This window comes from Bacillus sp. 1A (assembly GCF_052682215.1).
Map to the genome: position 1 here is coordinate 2052922 of NZ_JBQYLZ010000001.1, position 17304 is coordinate 2070225.

At 37.4% G+C, this 17304-nt stretch carries 18 protein-coding genes; 15 read left to right on the top strand and 3 right to left on the bottom strand.

All coding sequences use genetic code 11. The annotated features are described in order from the left end of the window. The first annotated feature begins 8 nt into the window (after positions 1 to 8). The 3 genes from ACUN0F_RS10360 to ACUN0F_RS10370 are packed head-to-tail and all read left to right on the top strand — an operon-like array spanning position 9 to position 2340. Positions 9 to 713, top strand: coding sequence for an ABC transporter permease (locus ACUN0F_RS10360; RefSeq protein WP_046956254.1), 705 nt, complete (start codon positions 9 to 11; stop codon positions 711 to 713). Positions 714 to 750: 37 nt separating this feature from the next. After that, positions 751 to 1620, top strand: coding sequence for a DUF4097 family beta strand repeat-containing protein (locus tag ACUN0F_RS10365; RefSeq protein ID WP_445539463.1), 870 nt, complete (start codon positions 751 to 753; stop codon positions 1618 to 1620). A 24-nt stretch (positions 1621 to 1644) separates the two neighbouring features. Then, entirely contained in the window at positions 1645 to 2340 is a 696-nt protein-coding gene (locus ACUN0F_RS10370; protein WP_046956256.1) for an ABC transporter permease, read from the top strand. Positions 2341 to 2402: 62 nt separating this feature from the next. On the opposite strand, the gene ACUN0F_RS10375 is transcribed toward ACUN0F_RS10370, so the two are convergent. Next, entirely contained in the window at positions 2403 to 2735 is a 333-nt protein-coding gene (locus ACUN0F_RS10375; protein WP_445539464.1) for a YfjL-like protein, read from the bottom strand. A gap of 137 nt (positions 2736 to 2872) precedes the next feature. Continuing rightward, a complete protein-coding gene (locus ACUN0F_RS10380; protein WP_445539465.1) occupies positions 2873 to 3376 on the bottom strand; it encodes a DinB family protein in 504 nt (167 codons plus the stop codon). A 552-nt stretch (positions 3377 to 3928) separates the two neighbouring features. Between ACUN0F_RS10380 and ACUN0F_RS10385 the strand changes: the two genes are divergently transcribed. From ACUN0F_RS10385 to uvrC, 8 genes are all read left to right on the top strand, one after another. Then, the gene (locus ACUN0F_RS10385; protein ID WP_445539466.1) at positions 3929 to 5029 is read left to right on the top strand and encodes a BclA C-terminal domain-containing protein; all 1101 of its coding nucleotides are present in this window, start codon (positions 3929 to 3931) and stop codon (positions 5027 to 5029) included. Positions 5030 to 5217: 188 nt separating this feature from the next. Continuing rightward, a complete protein-coding gene (locus ACUN0F_RS10390; RefSeq protein ID WP_445539467.1) occupies positions 5218 to 6903 on the top strand; it encodes a long-chain-fatty-acid--CoA ligase in 1686 nt (561 codons plus the stop codon). A 106-nt stretch (positions 6904 to 7009) separates the two neighbouring features. Continuing rightward, positions 7010 to 7597, top strand: a complete 588-nt coding sequence (locus ACUN0F_RS10395) for a TetR/AcrR family transcriptional regulator (RefSeq protein WP_000742213.1) — start codon at positions 7010 to 7012, stop codon at positions 7595 to 7597. Positions 7598 to 7608: 11 nt separating this feature from the next. Continuing rightward, the gene (locus ACUN0F_RS10400) at positions 7609 to 8385 is read left to right on the top strand and encodes an enoyl-CoA hydratase (protein WP_000911294.1); all 777 of its coding nucleotides are present in this window, start codon (positions 7609 to 7611) and stop codon (positions 8383 to 8385) included. Positions 8386 to 8463: 78 nt separating this feature from the next. Continuing rightward, entirely contained in the window at positions 8464 to 9237 is a 774-nt protein-coding gene (gene etfB / locus ACUN0F_RS10405) for an electron transfer flavoprotein subunit beta (protein ID WP_001029035.1), read from the top strand. Between the two features lie 36 nt (positions 9238 to 9273). Beyond that, positions 9274 to 10251: an electron transfer flavoprotein subunit alpha gene (etfA, locus tag ACUN0F_RS10410; RefSeq protein ID WP_000101967.1), complete on the top strand. Its 978-nt coding sequence runs from the start codon at positions 9274 to 9276 to the stop codon at positions 10249 to 10251. A gap of 210 nt (positions 10252 to 10461) precedes the next feature. Next, entirely contained in the window at positions 10462 to 10776 is a 315-nt protein-coding gene (gene trxA, locus ACUN0F_RS10415; RefSeq protein WP_001018944.1) for a thioredoxin, read from the top strand. Between the two features lie 146 nt (positions 10777 to 10922). Further along, entirely contained in the window at positions 10923 to 12707 is a 1785-nt protein-coding gene (uvrC, locus tag ACUN0F_RS10420) for an excinuclease ABC subunit C (protein ID WP_046956261.1), read from the top strand. Between the two features lie 115 nt (positions 12708 to 12822). Here uvrC and ACUN0F_RS10425 read toward each other — a convergent pair whose 3' ends face one another. Beyond that, positions 12823 to 13272 carry a YslB family protein gene (locus ACUN0F_RS10425; RefSeq protein ID WP_000042225.1) on the bottom strand — a complete coding sequence of 150 codons (450 nt, stop codon included), beginning with the start codon at positions 13270 to 13272 and terminating at the stop codon, positions 12823 to 12825. A gap of 300 nt (positions 13273 to 13572) precedes the next feature. On the opposite strand from ACUN0F_RS10425, the gene sdhC reads away from it, so the two are divergent. From sdhC to ACUN0F_RS10445, 4 genes are all read left to right on the top strand, one after another. After that, positions 13573 to 14199, top strand: coding sequence for a succinate dehydrogenase cytochrome B558 (gene sdhC, locus ACUN0F_RS10430; RefSeq protein WP_000678354.1), 627 nt, complete (start codon positions 13573 to 13575; stop codon positions 14197 to 14199). A 13-nt stretch (positions 14200 to 14212) separates the two neighbouring features. Further along, positions 14213 to 16006, top strand: a complete 1794-nt coding sequence (gene sdhA / locus ACUN0F_RS10435; RefSeq protein ID WP_000676749.1) for a succinate dehydrogenase flavoprotein subunit — start codon at positions 14213 to 14215, stop codon at positions 16004 to 16006. After that, positions 15999 to 16760: a succinate dehydrogenase iron-sulfur subunit gene (gene sdhB, locus ACUN0F_RS10440; RefSeq protein WP_001291830.1), complete on the top strand. Its 762-nt coding sequence runs from the start codon at positions 15999 to 16001 to the stop codon at positions 16758 to 16760. Before sdhA ends, sdhB begins: the two co-directional genes overlap by 8 nt. A 93-nt stretch (positions 16761 to 16853) precedes the next feature. Then, positions 16854 to 17300 (top strand): acyl-CoA thioesterase, encoded by a 447-nt coding sequence (locus ACUN0F_RS10445; protein WP_000822749.1) that lies wholly within the window; start codon positions 16854 to 16856, stop codon positions 17298 to 17300. Positions 17301 to 17304 lie beyond the last annotated feature (4 nt).

A 17304-nucleotide genomic window follows, 5' to 3' on the forward strand; every position in this document is an offset into this window, starting at 1 on the left:
TGGTTTGAATGTTTAGATTAATGAAGCTCGAGTGGAAGAAACATCAATTATCTAGTTATTTTAAAGGAGTAGCGATTGGTATTATAGCAATTTTTGCTGCGGTAAGTCTTATGGCATGGGCATCTAAAGTAGAGGATGAGTTGATGTTCTCTAGCTATATGGAATACATGTCTTTAGCAAATATTTTTATTAGAATTACATTTGTTATTTTTGCATCGGTTATTTTATCACGTTTAGTGATTGATGAATACAAGAACAAAACAATACAGCTACTATTTATGTACCCACTGCAAAGGAAAATGCTAATGAGAGCGAAATTAGCAATTGTTTTTAGTTTTTGCTTTGTGAGCACGATAATCGCAACATTTATTATTAGTTTGCTCATATTCTGTATGAATCCAATAATAGGAATACTTGAAACGCCTGTTACGATGGGGGAAATAATAGCTACCGTTCCAACTACTATTATAAGTGCATTTATGATATCTGGTATAAGTTTAATTCCTTTATTTTTTGGAATGAGAAAGAAATCGACACCGACAACGATTACTTCAGCAGTAATAATTGGTATGCTGATTAATGGTAACGTTGGTCCTGGAAATGGTCAAGTAAGTATGTTTGATTTTATAGCTATCCCAATCGTGCTCTGTTTATTAGGAATTTTCATTAGTTATCTATCGTATCGAAAAATCGACAAGATTGATGTGGCGTGAAGCAAGCTTAAAACAAAAACGAACTGGGGTATGACTGGTGAAAAAAATAATAGTAATTGCAATATTAGTCATTACAATTGCTAGTGCGGTTTTGGGTTTTAAGGTATTTCAGGTGAAAGATTTTAAGCAAGAAAGGTCTTTTGAAATCAATAATATAAAAGAAATAGAAGTAGACAATGAAAACTGGAATATTGAATTTAAAAGTACAGACGCTAAGAAAATAGTAATTTCCGCTCAAGGTCAACAAGTAGATAAAAAGATAGATCCCGTCAAAATAGAAAATGACGAAAATAAAATTGTGATTAAGCAAAAACAAAAGGTGACCAAATTTTTTAATGGTTTTACGTTTAGGAAGAAAAATAGTATATGTATAGCTATTCCGAAGAAAGAAATAGATAAAATTGTATTAAATAATAAATCGGGTGATGTGAAAATAAGCAATATAGTAGTAAAAAATATCGTGACAAAAGGCAAGTCTGGAGATGAAATGATTACAGGACTATCGGCCGAGAAGGGTGAGTTCACATCCGAAAGTGGAGATTTAATGTTAAAAGATAGTTCATTACAAGAAGTAAATATAACTTCTACTACTGGCGATAATTATGTGAAAAATGTAAAAAATGAAAATATGAACATCACTTCAACATCTGGGGAAGTATTACTAAAAGATATGACAGAAGGAAAATCATTATTTATAGAAACAAAATCGGGAGACATTGGCGTACGGTATAAAGGTGTCCCGGTATCATTGAAACTTACGGCTAAAAGTAATTCGACTGACATAATTGTGGATTTAAAAGAGCTTAAGAAAGATAAAAATACAGAAAAAATAAAAGAGGGAACTATTGGTGATGCAAAAAACGAAGTGAAGATTTTAAGTAAAACAGGAGCGATTTATATCGATTAAAATGTAAATGAAAGGAGGACTATTATGCTACATCTTATGAAGCTAGAATTGAAAAAGTTTAAGCTTGGATGGTATGTAAGGGGAGCGATTATTGCAAATATCGCTATACTGGCATTAATGATCTTTACGAGCATCGTTGCTCAAGTAGAAGGTGATCCGGAAATAAGGGATCCGCAGATGATGTTGTTAACGGCTAGTACATTAGTAAGAGCAACATTTATTATTTTTGGTAGTGTATTAATCGCAAGGTTAATAATTGGTGAATATAAAAACAAAACAATATTACTCATGTTTTCTTATCCAATTAACCGAAAGAAAATGATGATTAGTAAGTTGGTTATTACAGCAACATTAACATTTATAACAGTTATTTTATCTAACATTTTAGTAGTAGGAGTTTTCTTTGGGATAGATAGCTATTTTTCAATTCTTCCTAATTCATTCACAATAGATCAATTGAAGCAAGAAGGGATAAACCTTGTTCCTTTAGCCATTGCAACTGCGGGAATAAGTTTAATCCCTCTATATTTCGGAATGCGTAAACGTTCGGTGCCAACTACAATTGTTTCATCTCTGATTGTTGTATCAATTGCAATTAATAACACTCCTATGTTTTCTACAGCAACTTTTCTTCCCCTTCAACTAGTACTTGCTGCAATTGGAGTTGCGATTGCATATTACGGAATTAAAAATATAGAGAAGGAAGATATAACTGTATGACAAGAATAAGAAAAAAGAGTTGGCGTTACACCAACTCTTTTTTGTATATGTATGCTTCGTTACTACTCTGTAAATTTGGAGTGTTTGTTCAAATATTCCTGAACTCCTGAAGAAATGTTAAAGTTATTAGGGCTTTTATATTCGATAGTAAACTCTCCGTCTTTACTTGTCTCGAAGGAGATTACATAGCTATTCATTTTAGCATCGTAAGAAGTATTTTTGACTTCCGCATCTAGATTAAAGTATTTTGTAATATATTCTTTTGATTCCGTAATTGCTGTTTGTTTTCCCCAAGGGGTACCATAACTTGTGAAATAAAGAGATACGCTGATAACTCCAATAATAGAAGTTAGTAAAATAGTTCCCATAACTATTTTTTTATTTTTTGTATTCAATTTGGTTGCTCCTCTTCATACTATGTATTCATTTTAACGTATTTTTTCCATAAAACAACCATTTAGCAAAAATAGTTTCACATGAAACAAGTTACAGAAAAAGACAAGGTTTGTAAACACCTTGTCTTTTTTTGTAGTTACATTTTAGGAGCTTCCATTCCAGCCACAGCCCATTCTTCTTTTGCAGGACCATATACGCCAGGAACTGTTAAGCCGGCTTGTCGCATTAAAACTGTCATTTGCCCGCGATGGTGATTTTGATGATTAATAAGTGTCATTAAAAATATAGAATTCGGCATAGGGCGACCAAAGAAGTCATTAATAGTAGTTAAATCCTTATCAGTCCATTCGCTTTGAAGTGCTTCAACAAAAGCCGCATTCACTTTACGATACCCATCTGCAATTGTTTTAGCTGAAGTTGGAACAGGATAATCTTTCGTTTCCCCTTCAAACTTAAGCCCCGTACCAGATAGCATAACTGGAATTGCTGTCACGATATGCCAAGCAACTCTGCCTAACGTCCAGTGTCCAGGTGCAATTTCTTGTGACAAAGATTCATCGGTTAATGCATCGAGCATCTTTTGAGTAGACTCAGCCTCGTATGTCCATGATTGCAAGAAGCCTTCAATAGTTTGATACATGTTATCCCTCCTCGTTATGTTCATAGGTTACATTCGTGAAAAAAAGATAGTTTCCTTTTAACCTTATAAGAATGAATAAAAAAGGAGACTTCCAAGAAGCTTCTTTTTAACTTTCTTCCAACTCTTCCTCACCAACCATAAGAAATAAGGTGCTCCAAGTACAGCAACGTTCAAATTTGTGTTAACGATAAAGAGTTGAATAATTGTTGAGCCGAGAGCTGAAATACCGATTTCTATTAAAGTAAGGGCTATTGAGCTAAATCCTAATTTCCATGAAAAAAAGGAAAATTTCAACTGCAAGTAGTCCGCCGATGAATACACCAATTGGATTGAAGTTTATATGTATATGCAGAATGAAAAAAAGAATTTCATTTGAGCAAGAAGGCGAAAGTACAAGCAAAAAGAGAGCAAATCGCATGTAATAACTACTAGAATGTATGGAATAAATCTGTGTTTATCCCCACTAGGTAAAGTATTTCTTTGTTATTTAGATAGGTGTTTTCTAACTCGGTGATTGTACTTAAAAGATCGAATGTAAAGGAAGTGATCAACATGTCTTCATGGAGCAATAATATAAATGGATATTGTGGGTGTAATAATCAAAATGGTGTACATGTTGATTCATGCTGTTTTAGTTGTGATGGGACAGTTCCTAAGCTTGGCCCAACAGGTCCGACGGGAGCAACGGGTCCAACAGGTGCCACAGGTCCAACGGGAATAACAGGGGTAACAGGTCCAACGGGAGCAACAGGAGCGACGGGAATAACAGGGGTAACAGGTCCAACGGGAGCGACGGGAATAACAGGGGTAACAGGTCCAACGGGAGCGACAGGAATAACAGGGGTAACAGGTCCAACGGGAGCAACAGGAGCGACGGGAGTAACAGGTCCAATAGGAGCAACAGGAGCAACAGGAGCAACAGGAATAACAGGAGCAACAGGTCCAACAGGAGCGACAGGAATAGCAGGTCCAACAGGAGCGACGGGAGTAACAGGTCCAATAGGAGCAACAGGAGCAACAGGAGCAACAGGAGCAACAGGAGCAACAGGAATAACAGGAGCAACAGGTCCAACAGGAGCGACAGGAGTAACAGGAGCAACGGGAATAACAGGAGCAACAGGTCCAACAGGAGCGACAGGAGCGACAGGAATAACAGGAGCAACGGGAATAACAGGAGCAACAGGAGCAACAGGTTCAACGGGAGTAACAGGAGCAACAGGAGACACGGGGGCAACTGGCACAAGTATAACTGCAACATACGCTTTTGCAAATAATACATCGGGAACAGCGATATCGGTACTTCTTGGTGGAACGAATGTCCCGCTTCCGAATAATCAAAATATTGGTCCAGGTATTACTGTTTCTGGGGGGAATACAGTATTTACGGCTGCAAATGCGGGGAATTATTATATTTCATATACGATTAATATAACGGCTTCATTATTAGTCAGTTCGCGGATTACAATTAATGGTGCACCTCTTGCTGGAACGATCAATTCTCCTGCGTTAGCAACTACATCATTTAGTGCAACAATTATTACGACTCTTGCGGCTGGAAGTGCCATTAGTTTGCAACTATTTGGTTTGTTAGCTGTTGCAACATTATCAACAACTACACCAGGAGCTGTGTTAACGATAATAAGGTTAAGCTAAATAATAACTCTCTTATTCTTTTAAGATTAGGAGAGTTTATACATATAATAAGAAGTTAATGGAGTGAAGCATAGTTATATAAAAGTCAGAATATTATGATTGTAACGTTATGGCGACTATAATATAATGAAAACAACCATCATGAATGAACATTCATTTATTTTTATGTATTTGAAGGGGGAATGAAGGTGGAAAAACCATGGTTGAAAAGTTATCCAGAAGAAATTCCAAGTACGATTTCTTATGATATTCAGCCGCTTCATGGATATGTGGAACAGGTGGCTTCACGTTATCCAGAAAAGAAAGCGCTTCACTTTTTAGGGAAGGATATTACATTTTCAGACTTCCACGATAAGGTGAAGAGGTTTGCAAATTATCTTCAAAAACTCGGTGTGGAAAAGGGTGATCGAGTTGCTATTATGTTGCCAAACTGTCCGCAATCTGTAATTGGTTATTATGGTACATTACTTGCGGGAGGTATCGTAGTACAAACAAATCCACTATATACAGAAAGAGAATTAGAATACCAGCTTCATGATTCGGGAGCAAAAGTAATTCTTTGTCTCGATTTAGTGTTTCCAAGAGTAACGAATGTTCAATCTGCTACAAAAATTGAACATATTATCGTAACTCGGATTGCGGACTTTTTACCCTTCCCTAAAAATTTACTTTATCCATTTGTACAAAAAAAGCAGGCAAATCTTGTTGTGGATGTGTCGGAAAGCGAAACGATTCATCTATGGAAATCAGTAGAACGAGAAAGTAATGTTAATGTTGAAGTGCCTTGTGATCCTGAAAATGATCTAGCTCTTTTACAGTACACTGGAGGAACAACTGGATTTCCGAAAGGCGTTATGTTGACGCATAAAAACCTTGTTTCGAACACTTTAATGGGAGCTCATTGGCTATATAATTGTAAAGAAGGGGCAGAAGTAATTCTTGGTGTCCTTCCGTTCTTTCATGTGTATGGGATGACAGCTGTAATGAATTTAAGTATTATGCAAGGATATAAAATGGTGCTGATTCCGAAGTTTGATATGAAAATGGTTTTTGAAGCGATAAAAAAACATAAAGTCACACTATTTCCAGGGGCACCGACCATTTATATTGCTCTATTAAATAGTCCCCTCTTAAAAGAATATGATATTTCTTCTATTCAAGCTTGTATTAGTGGATCTGCCCCGCTTCCTGTAGAAGTACAGGAAGAGTTTGAGAGAGTTACAGGTGGGAAATTGGTAGAAGGTTATGGATTAACGGAGTCGTCGCCAGTTACACATGGGAATTTTTTGTGGGAAAAACGCGTGCCAGGAAGTATTGGTGTGCCGTGGCCAGATACAGAGGCAAACATTATGTCACTTGAAACTGGAGAGGCTTTACCTCCGGGTGAAATTGGTGAAATTGTTGTAAAGGGTCCTCAAATTATGAAAGGGTATTGGAATAAGCCAGAAGAAACAGCAGCTGTATTACAAGACGGATGGCTTCATACAGGGGATGTTGGTTACATGGATGAAGATGGATTTTTCTATGTGAAAGATCGTAAGAAAGATATGATTGTTGCGAGTGGATTTAATGTGTATCCTCGCGAAGTAGAAGAAGTATTATATGAGCATGAAAAAGTGCAAGAAGTAGTGACGATTGGAGTTCCCGATCCGTACCGGGGAGAGACAGTTAAAGCATTTGTTGTGTTAAAAGAAGGTGCGGAGTGTTCTGAGGAAGAATTAAACCAGTTTGCGCGTAAATATTTAGCGGCTTATAAAGTGCCGAAAGTATATGAGTTTAGAGATGAACTGCCGAAAACGACAGTCGGAAAAATTTTACGCCGTGTCCTAATAGATGAAGAGAAAAGAAAACATGAGGATGAGCAAACGGGCTAAGGCCCTTTCTTTTTGAAAAAATAGGATTGACACTTTTCTAAATAGTCAGTATTATAAGAATATGAATGACTATTCATTCAGTCATCTTCTTGAAGGGGACAGTAAAGTGAAGAAAAATAGACCAAAATACAATCAAATTATTGATGCGGCAGTCATTGTGATTGCGGAGAATGGGTACCACCAAGCGCAAGTTTCTAAAATAGCAAAGCAAGCTGGGGTAGCTGATGGCACGATTTATTTATATTTTAAAAATAAAGAAGATATATTAATATCCTTATTCCAAGAGAAGATGGGAGATTTTGTCGAAACAATTCGTCAAAAAACAGCAGGAATTGAAAGCGCTGTATCGAAGTTATTCATGTTGGTAGAAACGCACTTCTTGCTGTTATCACAAAATGATCCTCTTGCTATCGTTACGCAATTAGAGCTAAGACAGTCCAATCAAGACTTACGCCTGAAAATAAATGAAGTATTAAAAGGCTACTTACAAGTTATGGATGAGATTTTGGAGACAGGTATAAAGCAAGGTGAATTCCAAGCGGATTTAAATGTTCGCGTGGCAAGACAAATGATCTTTGGAACAGTAGATGAAGTTGTGACCAATTGGGTAATGAGCGATCATAAGTATGATCTGGTCGCACTTTCAAAAACGGTACATGGGCTACTTATTGCAGCTTGTGGTTATCGTCAATAATGGGAGGGATCATGTTGAAATTCCTATCTGTAAGAGTTGAAGATCATATCGCGGTGGCGACGTTAAATCATGCGCCGGCAAACGCGATGTCTTCACAAGTTATGCATGACGTTACTGAATTAATTGATCAAGTGGAGAAGGATGATAACATTCGTGTTGTTGTTATTCACGGTGAAGGGCGCTTCTTCTCGGCGGGAGCAGATATTAAAGAATTTACATCTGTTACTGAAGCGAAGCAAGCGACAGAATTAGCGCAGCTTGGACAAGTTACGTTTGAGCGTGTTGAAAAATGTTCAAAACCAGTTATCGCGGCAATTCATGGAGCGGCACTTGGCGGCGGCCTTGAGTTTGCTATGTCTTGCCACATGCGCTTTGCAACTGAAAGTGCAAAACTTGGTTTACCTGAATTAACACTTGGATTAATTCCTGGATTTGCAGGTACACAGCGATTACCACGTTATGTTGGGAAAGCGAAAGCTTGTGAAATGATGTTAACAAGTACACCGATTACTGGTGCAGAAGCATTAAAATGGGGACTTGTTAACGGAGTTTTTGCTGAAGAAACATTTTTAGATGATACGCTTAAAGTTGCAAAACAGATTGCTGGAAAAAGCCCAGCGACGACTCGTGCTGTACTAGAGTTATTGCAAACGACGAAATCGTCTCATTATTATGAAGGTGTACAACGCGAAGCTCAAATCTTTGGTGAAGTATTTACGGGTGAAGATGGAAGAGAAGGTGTAGCAGCGTTTTTAGAAAAACGTAAGCCTTCATTTAGTGGCAGGTAGTTCAATTATTTTTTTAATATAAATTAACAGAAAATTAAAATTGATAGAATCTTTCTGAAAAACAAGGGGGTAAATGGAATGAACATCTACGTACTCATGAAACGAACATTTGATACAGAAGAAAAAATCGTAATTAAAAACGGTGCAATTTACGATGGCGAAGCGGAATTCATCATCAACCCTTACGACGAATATGCGATTGAAGAAGCAATTCAAGTAAGAGACGCACAAGGTGGCGAAGTTACTGTTGTAACAGTCGGTGGCGAAGATAGTGAGAAAGAACTTCGTACGGCATTAGCGATGGGCTGTGATAAAGCGGTATTAATTAATATTGAAGATGATGTGGAAAATGGTGACCAATTCACGACAGCAAAAGTACTTGCTGAATATTTAAAAGATAAAGATGTAGATTTAATTTTAGGCGGGAACGTTGCAATTGATGGTGCATCTGGACAAGTTGGTCCACGCGTAGCAGAAGCGTTAAATATTCCGTACGTAACGACAATTACAAAACTTGAAATTGACGGTACAAACGTGAAGATTGAGCGTGATGTTGAAGGTGATACGGAAGTGATTGAAACTTCATTACCAGTTTTAGTAACAGCACAACAAGGTTTAAATGAACCTCGTTATCCATCGCTTCCAGGTATTATGAAAGCGAAGAAAAAGCCACTAGAAGAAGTAGAATTAGATGATTTAGATTTAGAAGAAGATGATGTGGAAGCAAAGACAAAAACAATTGAAATCTATTTGCCTCCTAAGAAAGATGCAGGAAAAGTGTTACAAGGCGAGCTGCAAGATCAAGTAAAAGAACTTGTATCGTTGCTCCATACAGAAGCGAAAGTAATCTAATAAAATACGAAATTATATATGCAGGAGGGAAAATCTATGGCTCGTAAAGTATTAGTAATGGGTGAGGTTCGTGATGGATCGCTACGTAACGTTTCGTTTGAAGCGGTAGCAGCAGCAAAAACAATTGCAGAAGGCGGTGAAGTAGTAGGTCTTCTAGTTGGAGACAGCGTTGCCTCTTTTGCAAATGAATTGATTCATTACGGTGCAGATCGCGTTGTGACAGTTGAAAATGATAAATTAAAATCATATACATCTGATGGTTATGCACAAGCATTTTCAGCTGTATATGCTGAAGAAAAGCCAGAAGGTATTGTATTTGGACATACAGCACTGGGTAAAGATTTATCACCAAAATTAGCAGCGAAGCTTGAAGCTGGTCTAGTTTCTGACGTAACTGCTTTAGATGTTGAAGGTGGAAATGTTATCTTTACTCGTCCAATTTACTCTGGTAAAGCGTTTGAGAAGAAGATTGTAACAGACGGTATCTTATTTGCGACAGTGCGTCCAAATAACATTGCGACGCTTGAAAAAGATGAGTCTCGCAGTGGTGACGTGTCTTCTATTACAGTAGATGTAAAAGATTTACGTACAATTATTCAAGATGTCGTCCGTAAGACGGCAGAAGGTGTTGACCTTTCTGAAGCGAAAGTTATTATCGCTGGTGGACGCGGTGTGAAGAGTGAAGAAGGATTCAAGCCATTAAAAGAGTTAGCTGACGTATTAGGCGGCGCTGTTGGAGCATCTCGTGGTGCTTGTGACGCTGAGTATTGCGATTACTCATTACAAATTGGTCAAACTGGTAAAGTTGTTACGCCAGACTTATACATTGCATGCGGTATTTCTGGTGCGATTCAGCATTTAGCTGGTATGTCTAACTCAAAAATAATCGTTGCGATTAATAAAGACCCAGAAGCAAGTATCTTCAAAGTAGCTGACTATGGTATTGTTGGCGATCTATTTGAAGTCTTACCTCTTTTAACAGAAGAGTTTAAAAAGTTAAAAGTACATTCATGATTTGAGTACCCTTGAGTTCCAAGTGAAGTACCCCTATATATAGAAAAGGTGAGAGATCCCCTGTCTCTCATCTTTTTAGTATTTAATCCGTATTTTTATATAGTATAAAGGAACACTTTTTTGTTACAATACATAACGATACATATTATTCGCCACGTATATAAGTTAATGATATACTCTTGGTAGAATATACTTGAAGGAGGAAATAAAATGGCAATTGTAAATGCAAATGACCAAAGCTTCGCAGCTGAAACTAGCGAAGGTGTTGTATTATTAGATTTCTGGGCACCTTGGTGTGGACCTTGTAAAATGATCGCTCCTGTATTAGAGGAAATTGATGCAGAATTAGGCGAAAAAGTAAAAGTAGTAAAAGTAGACGTGGATGAAAACCAAGAAACTGCTCGTCAATTCGAAGTAATGAGCATTCCAGCTCTTTTCGTATTAAAAGACGGTAAAGTAGTTGATCAAACGTTAGGTTACAAACCGAAAGAAGCGTTAGTAGAATTAGTTTCTAAACACTTCTAAAATAAAGGCTACCATTTGGTAGCCTTTTTTATTTTCCTTTTTTACACCTTTCCGTTACAATAAAAGAACGTATGTTGGGTGTTTTGGCATAGTATGTTTTCATGTGAAAATAAAGATGCTAAGCATGTAGAAATGGAGGGTAACGAGTGCACGAACATTTAAAAGAAAAATTGGCTATTTTACCAGATCAACCTGGTTGTTATTTAATGAAAGATAAGCAAGGAACGGTTATATATGTCGGAAAGGCAAAAGTGCTTAAAAATCGTGTGCGCTCGTACTTTACTGGTTCACATGATGGAAAAACACTACGGCTTGTAGGAGAAATTGTAGATTTTGAATATATTGTAACCTCCTCAAATCTAGAGGCTCTCATTTTAGAGTTAAACTTAATAAAAAAACATGATCCAAAATATAATATTCAATTAAAAGATGATAAAACATATCCTTTTATTAAAATTACAGCTGAGAAACAGCCGCGATTACTTATTACGCGAAATGTAAAAAAGGATAAGGGAAAGTATTTTGGTCCTTATCCGAATGCACAATCAGCTCATGAAACGAAAAAGCTGCTAGATCGTATGTATCCGCTTCGTAAGTGCTCAAATATGCCAGATAAAGTTTGTTTATATTATCATATGGGTCAATGTTTAGCGCCTTGTGTGAAAGAAGTGAAGGAAGAACAAAACAAAGAAATTGTAGATGAAATTATTAAGTTTTTAAATGGTGGGCATAAAGAAGTTCGTTCAGAATTAGAAACAAAGATGTATGAAGCTTCAGAGAAACTAGAATTTGAACGTGCAAAAGAGTTGCGGGATCAAATTGCTCATATCGATGCGATTATGGAAAAACAAAAGATGATTATGAGTGACTTAGTGGATCGTGATGTGTTTGGGTATGCAGTTGATAAAGGATGGATGTGTGTTCAAGTTTTCTTCGTTCGAAAAGGAAAGCTAATTGAACGTGATGTTTCTATGTTTCCAATTTACGATGAACCAGAAGAGGGATTTTTAACGTTTATCGGTCAATTTTATGAGAACAGCAGTCATTTTAAGCCGAAGGAAATTGTCGTTCCAGGAAGTATAGACTCAGAGTTAGTAGAGCGCTTTTTAGAAGTTGAAGCGACACAGCCGAAACGCGGTAAGAAAAAAGATCTTGTAGAATTAGCAAATAAAAATGCGAAGATTGCTCTTGAAGAGAAATTCTACTTAATTGAACGTGATGAAGAGCGAACGATTAAGGCGGTAGATCATTTAGGGAAGCAGCTCGGGATTGAAACACCTTATCGTATTGAGGCGTTTGATAACTCAAATATTCAAGGGACAAATCCTGTTTCTGCAATGATTGCTTTTATCGATGGGAAACCAGCTAAGAAAGAATATAGGAAATATAAAATTAAAACGGTTCAAGGACCAGATGATTATGAGTCTATGAGAGAAGTTGTGAGACGCCGTTATACAAGGGCACTGAAAGAGAGTTTGCCTTTACCAGATTTAATCATTATTGATGGTGGAAAAGGGCATCTGGCAGCTGTAAGTGATGTTCTAGAAAACGAACTCGGTTTATATATTCCGATGGCAGGGCTTGTAAAAGATGACAAACATAAAACCTCCCATTTAATTATTGGAGATCCACCTGAACCTGTGATGCTTGAGCGAAATAGCCAAGAATTTTATTTATTGCAGCGCATTCAAGATGAAGTGCATCGATTTGCGATTACATTCCATCGTCAATTACACGGGAAATCTGTCATTCAATCAGCACTGGATGATATTCCTGGAATTGGAGATAAACGAAAAAAGATATTGTTGAAACATTTTGGGTCACTAAAAAAGATGAAAGAAGCTTCTTTAGCTGAATTTGTCGAAGCGGGTATGCCGAAAAATGTCGCAGAGACGATTTATACTTATTTAGCGGATAAGAAGACGTTGTAGTTTACAACGTCTTCTATTTTCTGGTATAATTTCTGAAGATTTAAAATAAACCTAACTGAATGAAAATACAAAAAAAGTCAACTAAACTTATATGTCTAGTTGACTGTAGGTAATGCTACACTTCAATGAGATCTTTTATATCCCATTTCACAAGAAATGTAATAGAGTCTGAACGTTTTTTCTTTTCTTCATAGGACTCTGCAACGACGTTTCGTTGCTTTTGAATTTGTTCAGCGATGAATCCAGCTTCTAATTGATAAGAAGAATGTCTGTTTTGTTTTTGACGTTCAGCGATGAGTGTGCCTTTAAGTTGGAACTGCATTTCACGACGCTTATGTTCAATAATACTTAAAGTGCCCCAGCCAGCTTTTTCAAAGAACTGAATGACTTCTTCAATTGTTTCTAGTGGATATTTTCTTGCAAGGTTTCTACCAGACCAGTATAAAATACCATCTAAATCGTTACCGATTAAATCAGGTAGTAATTCTTCACGTAGCAATTCATAAGCGAAGGCGTTCAATGAAACATCTTCTAAAGATGTTGTATCGATTGTATTTTTACTCACAATATTCCCCTCTTTCTATAGGGATTATTATATAACATTTCTCATTTATAAAAACAGATTTTTCTTTGAGAAAATCTGAATATATAAGAAGAAAAAAAGAATTGGCAAATTATATGCAAATTATGTATACGTTTTCTTGACGCTTCGACAAAAATAGGAGTAAAATGAACTTGGTATCAAATTATGCTGAAATATTTCGAATAATTTTTTCAGTTTTTCTTATGCCAATAGTGAAAAAACATTATTGTTGTAAACTAATCTGAAAACAGCAGTCAAACATTCAAGGGGGGTAATGGGGACATGAAAGGCCGCGAGTATACGTTTCGTAAGTGGCACTCATTAATGGGGGTCATCCCGGTTGGTGTCTTTTTGACGCAACATTTAATTGTAAACAACTTTGCAACACGAGGAGCAGAGGCTTTTAACAAAGCTGCAGGCTTTATGGAGCTCCTTCCATTCCGGTACGCGCTAGAGATTTTCATCATCTTTTTACCGATACTGTACCATGCTATATATGGCTTATATATTGCATTTACAGCTAAGAACAATGCGGTTTCTTACGGTTATTTCCGTAACTGGATGTTCGTCTTCCAAAGAATTTCAGGTATCGTTACACTGATTTTCATTTCTTGGCACGTCTGGGAAACTCGTATTCAAGCAATGCTAGGTAAAGAGGTAAACTATGATATGATGGCAGATATTTTAAACAATCCAGCTATGTTTGCATTTTACTTGGTCGGTGTTGTTTCAACAATTTTCCACTTTGCAAATGGACTATGGACATTCTGCATCAGCTGGGGAATTACAGTATCTCCACGTTCACAAAGAATCTCTACTTATGTAACATTAGCTATATTCTTAGGTCTATCTTATGTAGGTGTGAGTGCATTATTAGCGTTCATCGATCCACAGCTAGCAAACCAGTAAGGAGTGGGAGAGCATGAAAGGGAAACTTATAGTAGTCGGCGGTGGCTTGGCTGGCTTAATGGCAACGATTAAAGCGGCGGAAGCAGGAGTAAATGTTGAACTGTTTTCTTTAGTACCAGTAAAACGTTCGCATTCTGTATGTGCCCAAGGTGGAATTAACGGTGCCGTAAATACGAAAGGTGAAGGGGATTCTCCATGGATCCACTTTGACGATACAATTTATGGTGGGGACTTCTTAGCGAACCAACCACCAGTTAAAGCAATGTGTGAAGCAGCACCTGGTATTATTCATTTAATGGATCGTATGGGTGTTATGTTCAACCGTACGGAAGAAGGACTTCTTGATTTTCGTCGTTTTGGTGGAACACAACATCACCGTACAGCATTTGCTGGTGCAACAACTGGACAGCAATTACTATACGCATTAGATGAGCAAGTACGTCGTCACGAAGTAGCAGGACTTGTAACGAAATATGAAGGTTGGGATTTCTTACGAGCTGTTGTTGATGACGAAGGTGTGTGCCGAGGAATCGTTGCACAAGACTTACAAACAATGGAGATTAAAAGTTTCCAAGCTGATGCCGTGATTATGGCAACAGGGGGCCCTGGTATCATCTTTGGAAAATCAACTAACTCTATTATTAATACAGGTACAGCAGCTTCTGCTGTATATCAACAAGGCGCATATTATGCAAACGGCGAGTTCATTCAAATTCATCCAACGGCAATTCCTGGAGACGATAAATTACGTCTTATGAGTGAATCGGCACGTGGTGAAGGTGGCCGTGTTTGGACATATAAAGATGGTAAACCATGGTACTTCCTAGAAGAAAAATATCCGGCTTACGGAAACCTTGTACCTCGTGATATTGCAACGCGTGAAATCTTTGACGTTTGCGTAGAGCAAAAACTAGGTATTAACGGTGAAAACATGGTGTACTTAGATCTTTCTCATAAAGATCCGAAAGAACTAGATATTAAACTTGGTGGAATTATTGAAATCTATGAGAAGTTTACAGGTGATGATCCTCGTAAACTACCAATGAAAATCTTCCCAGCAGTTCACTATTCAATGGGCGGACTATGGGTTGATTATAAGCAGATGACAAGTATTCCAGGTTTATTTGCAGCAGGTGAGTGTGATTATTCTATGCACGGTGGAAACCGCCTTGGTGCGAACTCACTATTATCAGCAATTTACGGTGGTATGGTAGCAGGACCGAACGCGATTGAGTATATGAAAGGTCTTTCTAAATCGTCTGATGCTGTTTCATCTACTGTATATGAGCAAAATGAATTAATCGAAACAGAGAAATTTAACAATATTTTAACGCTTGATGGTAACGAAAATGCATATGTTCTTCATAAAGAGCTTGGAGAATGGATGACAGATAACGTTACAGTAGTTCGTGAAAATAAAAAGCTACTAGAAACTGATGCGAAAATTGAAGAGTTAATGGCGCGTTACAAACGCATTAACATTAACGATACAGCGAGATGGAGTAACCAAGGTGCTTCATTTACACGCCAACTTGCAAATATGTTTGAGTTAGCACGTGTTATTACAATTGGCGCATATAACCGCAATGAGAGCCGCGGGGCGCATTACAAACCTGAATTCCCAAATCGTGATGATGCAAACTTCTTAAAAACTACGATGGCGAAATTTGAAGGAGAAGGAAATGCACCAGCATTCCATTACGAAGAAGTGGATGTTTCATTAATTAAACCACGTAAACGTGACTATTCTTCAAAACATGATGTAGCTGCTAAGGGTGAAGAGAAGGGGGATAAGCAACATGTCTGAGAAAACAATCCGCCTCATCATTACGAGACAAGATGGACCAGATGCACAAGAGTTTGACCAAGAGTTTGAAATTCCATATCGTCCAAATATGAACATTATTTCGGCACTGATGGAAATTCGTCGTAATCCTGTTGATTCAAAAGGAAACCAAACGACTCCGATTGCATGGGATATGAACTGTTTAGAGGAAGTATGTGGCGCATGTTCGATGGTGATTAACGGAAAACCACGTCAATCATGTACAGCTCTTATTGATCAGTTAGAACAACCAATTCGCTTAAAACCAATGAAGACATTCCCAGTTGTACGTGACTTACAAGTTGATCGTAGTCGCATGTTTAACGCTCTAAAACGCGTTAAAGCTTGGATTCCAATTGATGGTACGTATGACTTAGGACCAGGACCAAGAATGCCTGAGAAGAAACGTCAATGGGCTTATGAGCTTTCAAAATGTATGACATGTGGTGTTTGCTTAGAATCATGTCCAAACGTAAATAGTAAATCTGACTTTATTGGACCAGCACCGTTATCACAAGCTCGTTTATTCAACTCACATCCGACGGGTGAAATGCATAAAGCAGATCGCTTACGTGCAATTATGGGAGATGGAGGACTTGCAAACTGTGGTAACTCTCAAAACTGTGTGCAATCATGTCCAAAGGGTATTCCATTAACAACTTCAATTGCGGCATTAAACCGTGATACAACAATTCAATCGTTTAAAGATTTCTTTGGTAGCGACAATAACTATTAATAAATATTGCCTCTTCATGTTGAAGAGGCAATATTTATAACTTTATTTTTCTGTTTATTCTGTTTATTTTGAAGGCGAAAAGGAGAGGAAACAATGAAGAGGATTTCTTATATTGAAGACTTTGAGCGATGGGAAAGTGGTTTTTCATTTTACAATCCTGTAAAAGTTCGTTTTGGTGAAGTAGATATGTTTGGGCATGTAAATAATGTCGTTGCCTTTACCTATTTTGAAGAAGCACGTATCGCATTGTTTAAAGAACTTGGATTTATGCAAGAATGGACGCATGAATCTTCAGAAACGATGATCGTTGTTGCAGATTTACAATGTAATTTTATTAAGCAAATATATTTTGATGAACAGTTGAAGGTGTATGTAAAAGCGGGATCGGTTGGGAATTCTTCTTTAGATTTGCATTACATGGTGAAGAATGCAGAAGGAGAAGCTTGTTTAGTCGGCCGTGGAATGATGGTTCAAGCATCGAAAAAAACGGGAAAAGGCGAACCGTGGCCTGAAGAATGGAAGAAAAAATTACTACAATGATAGA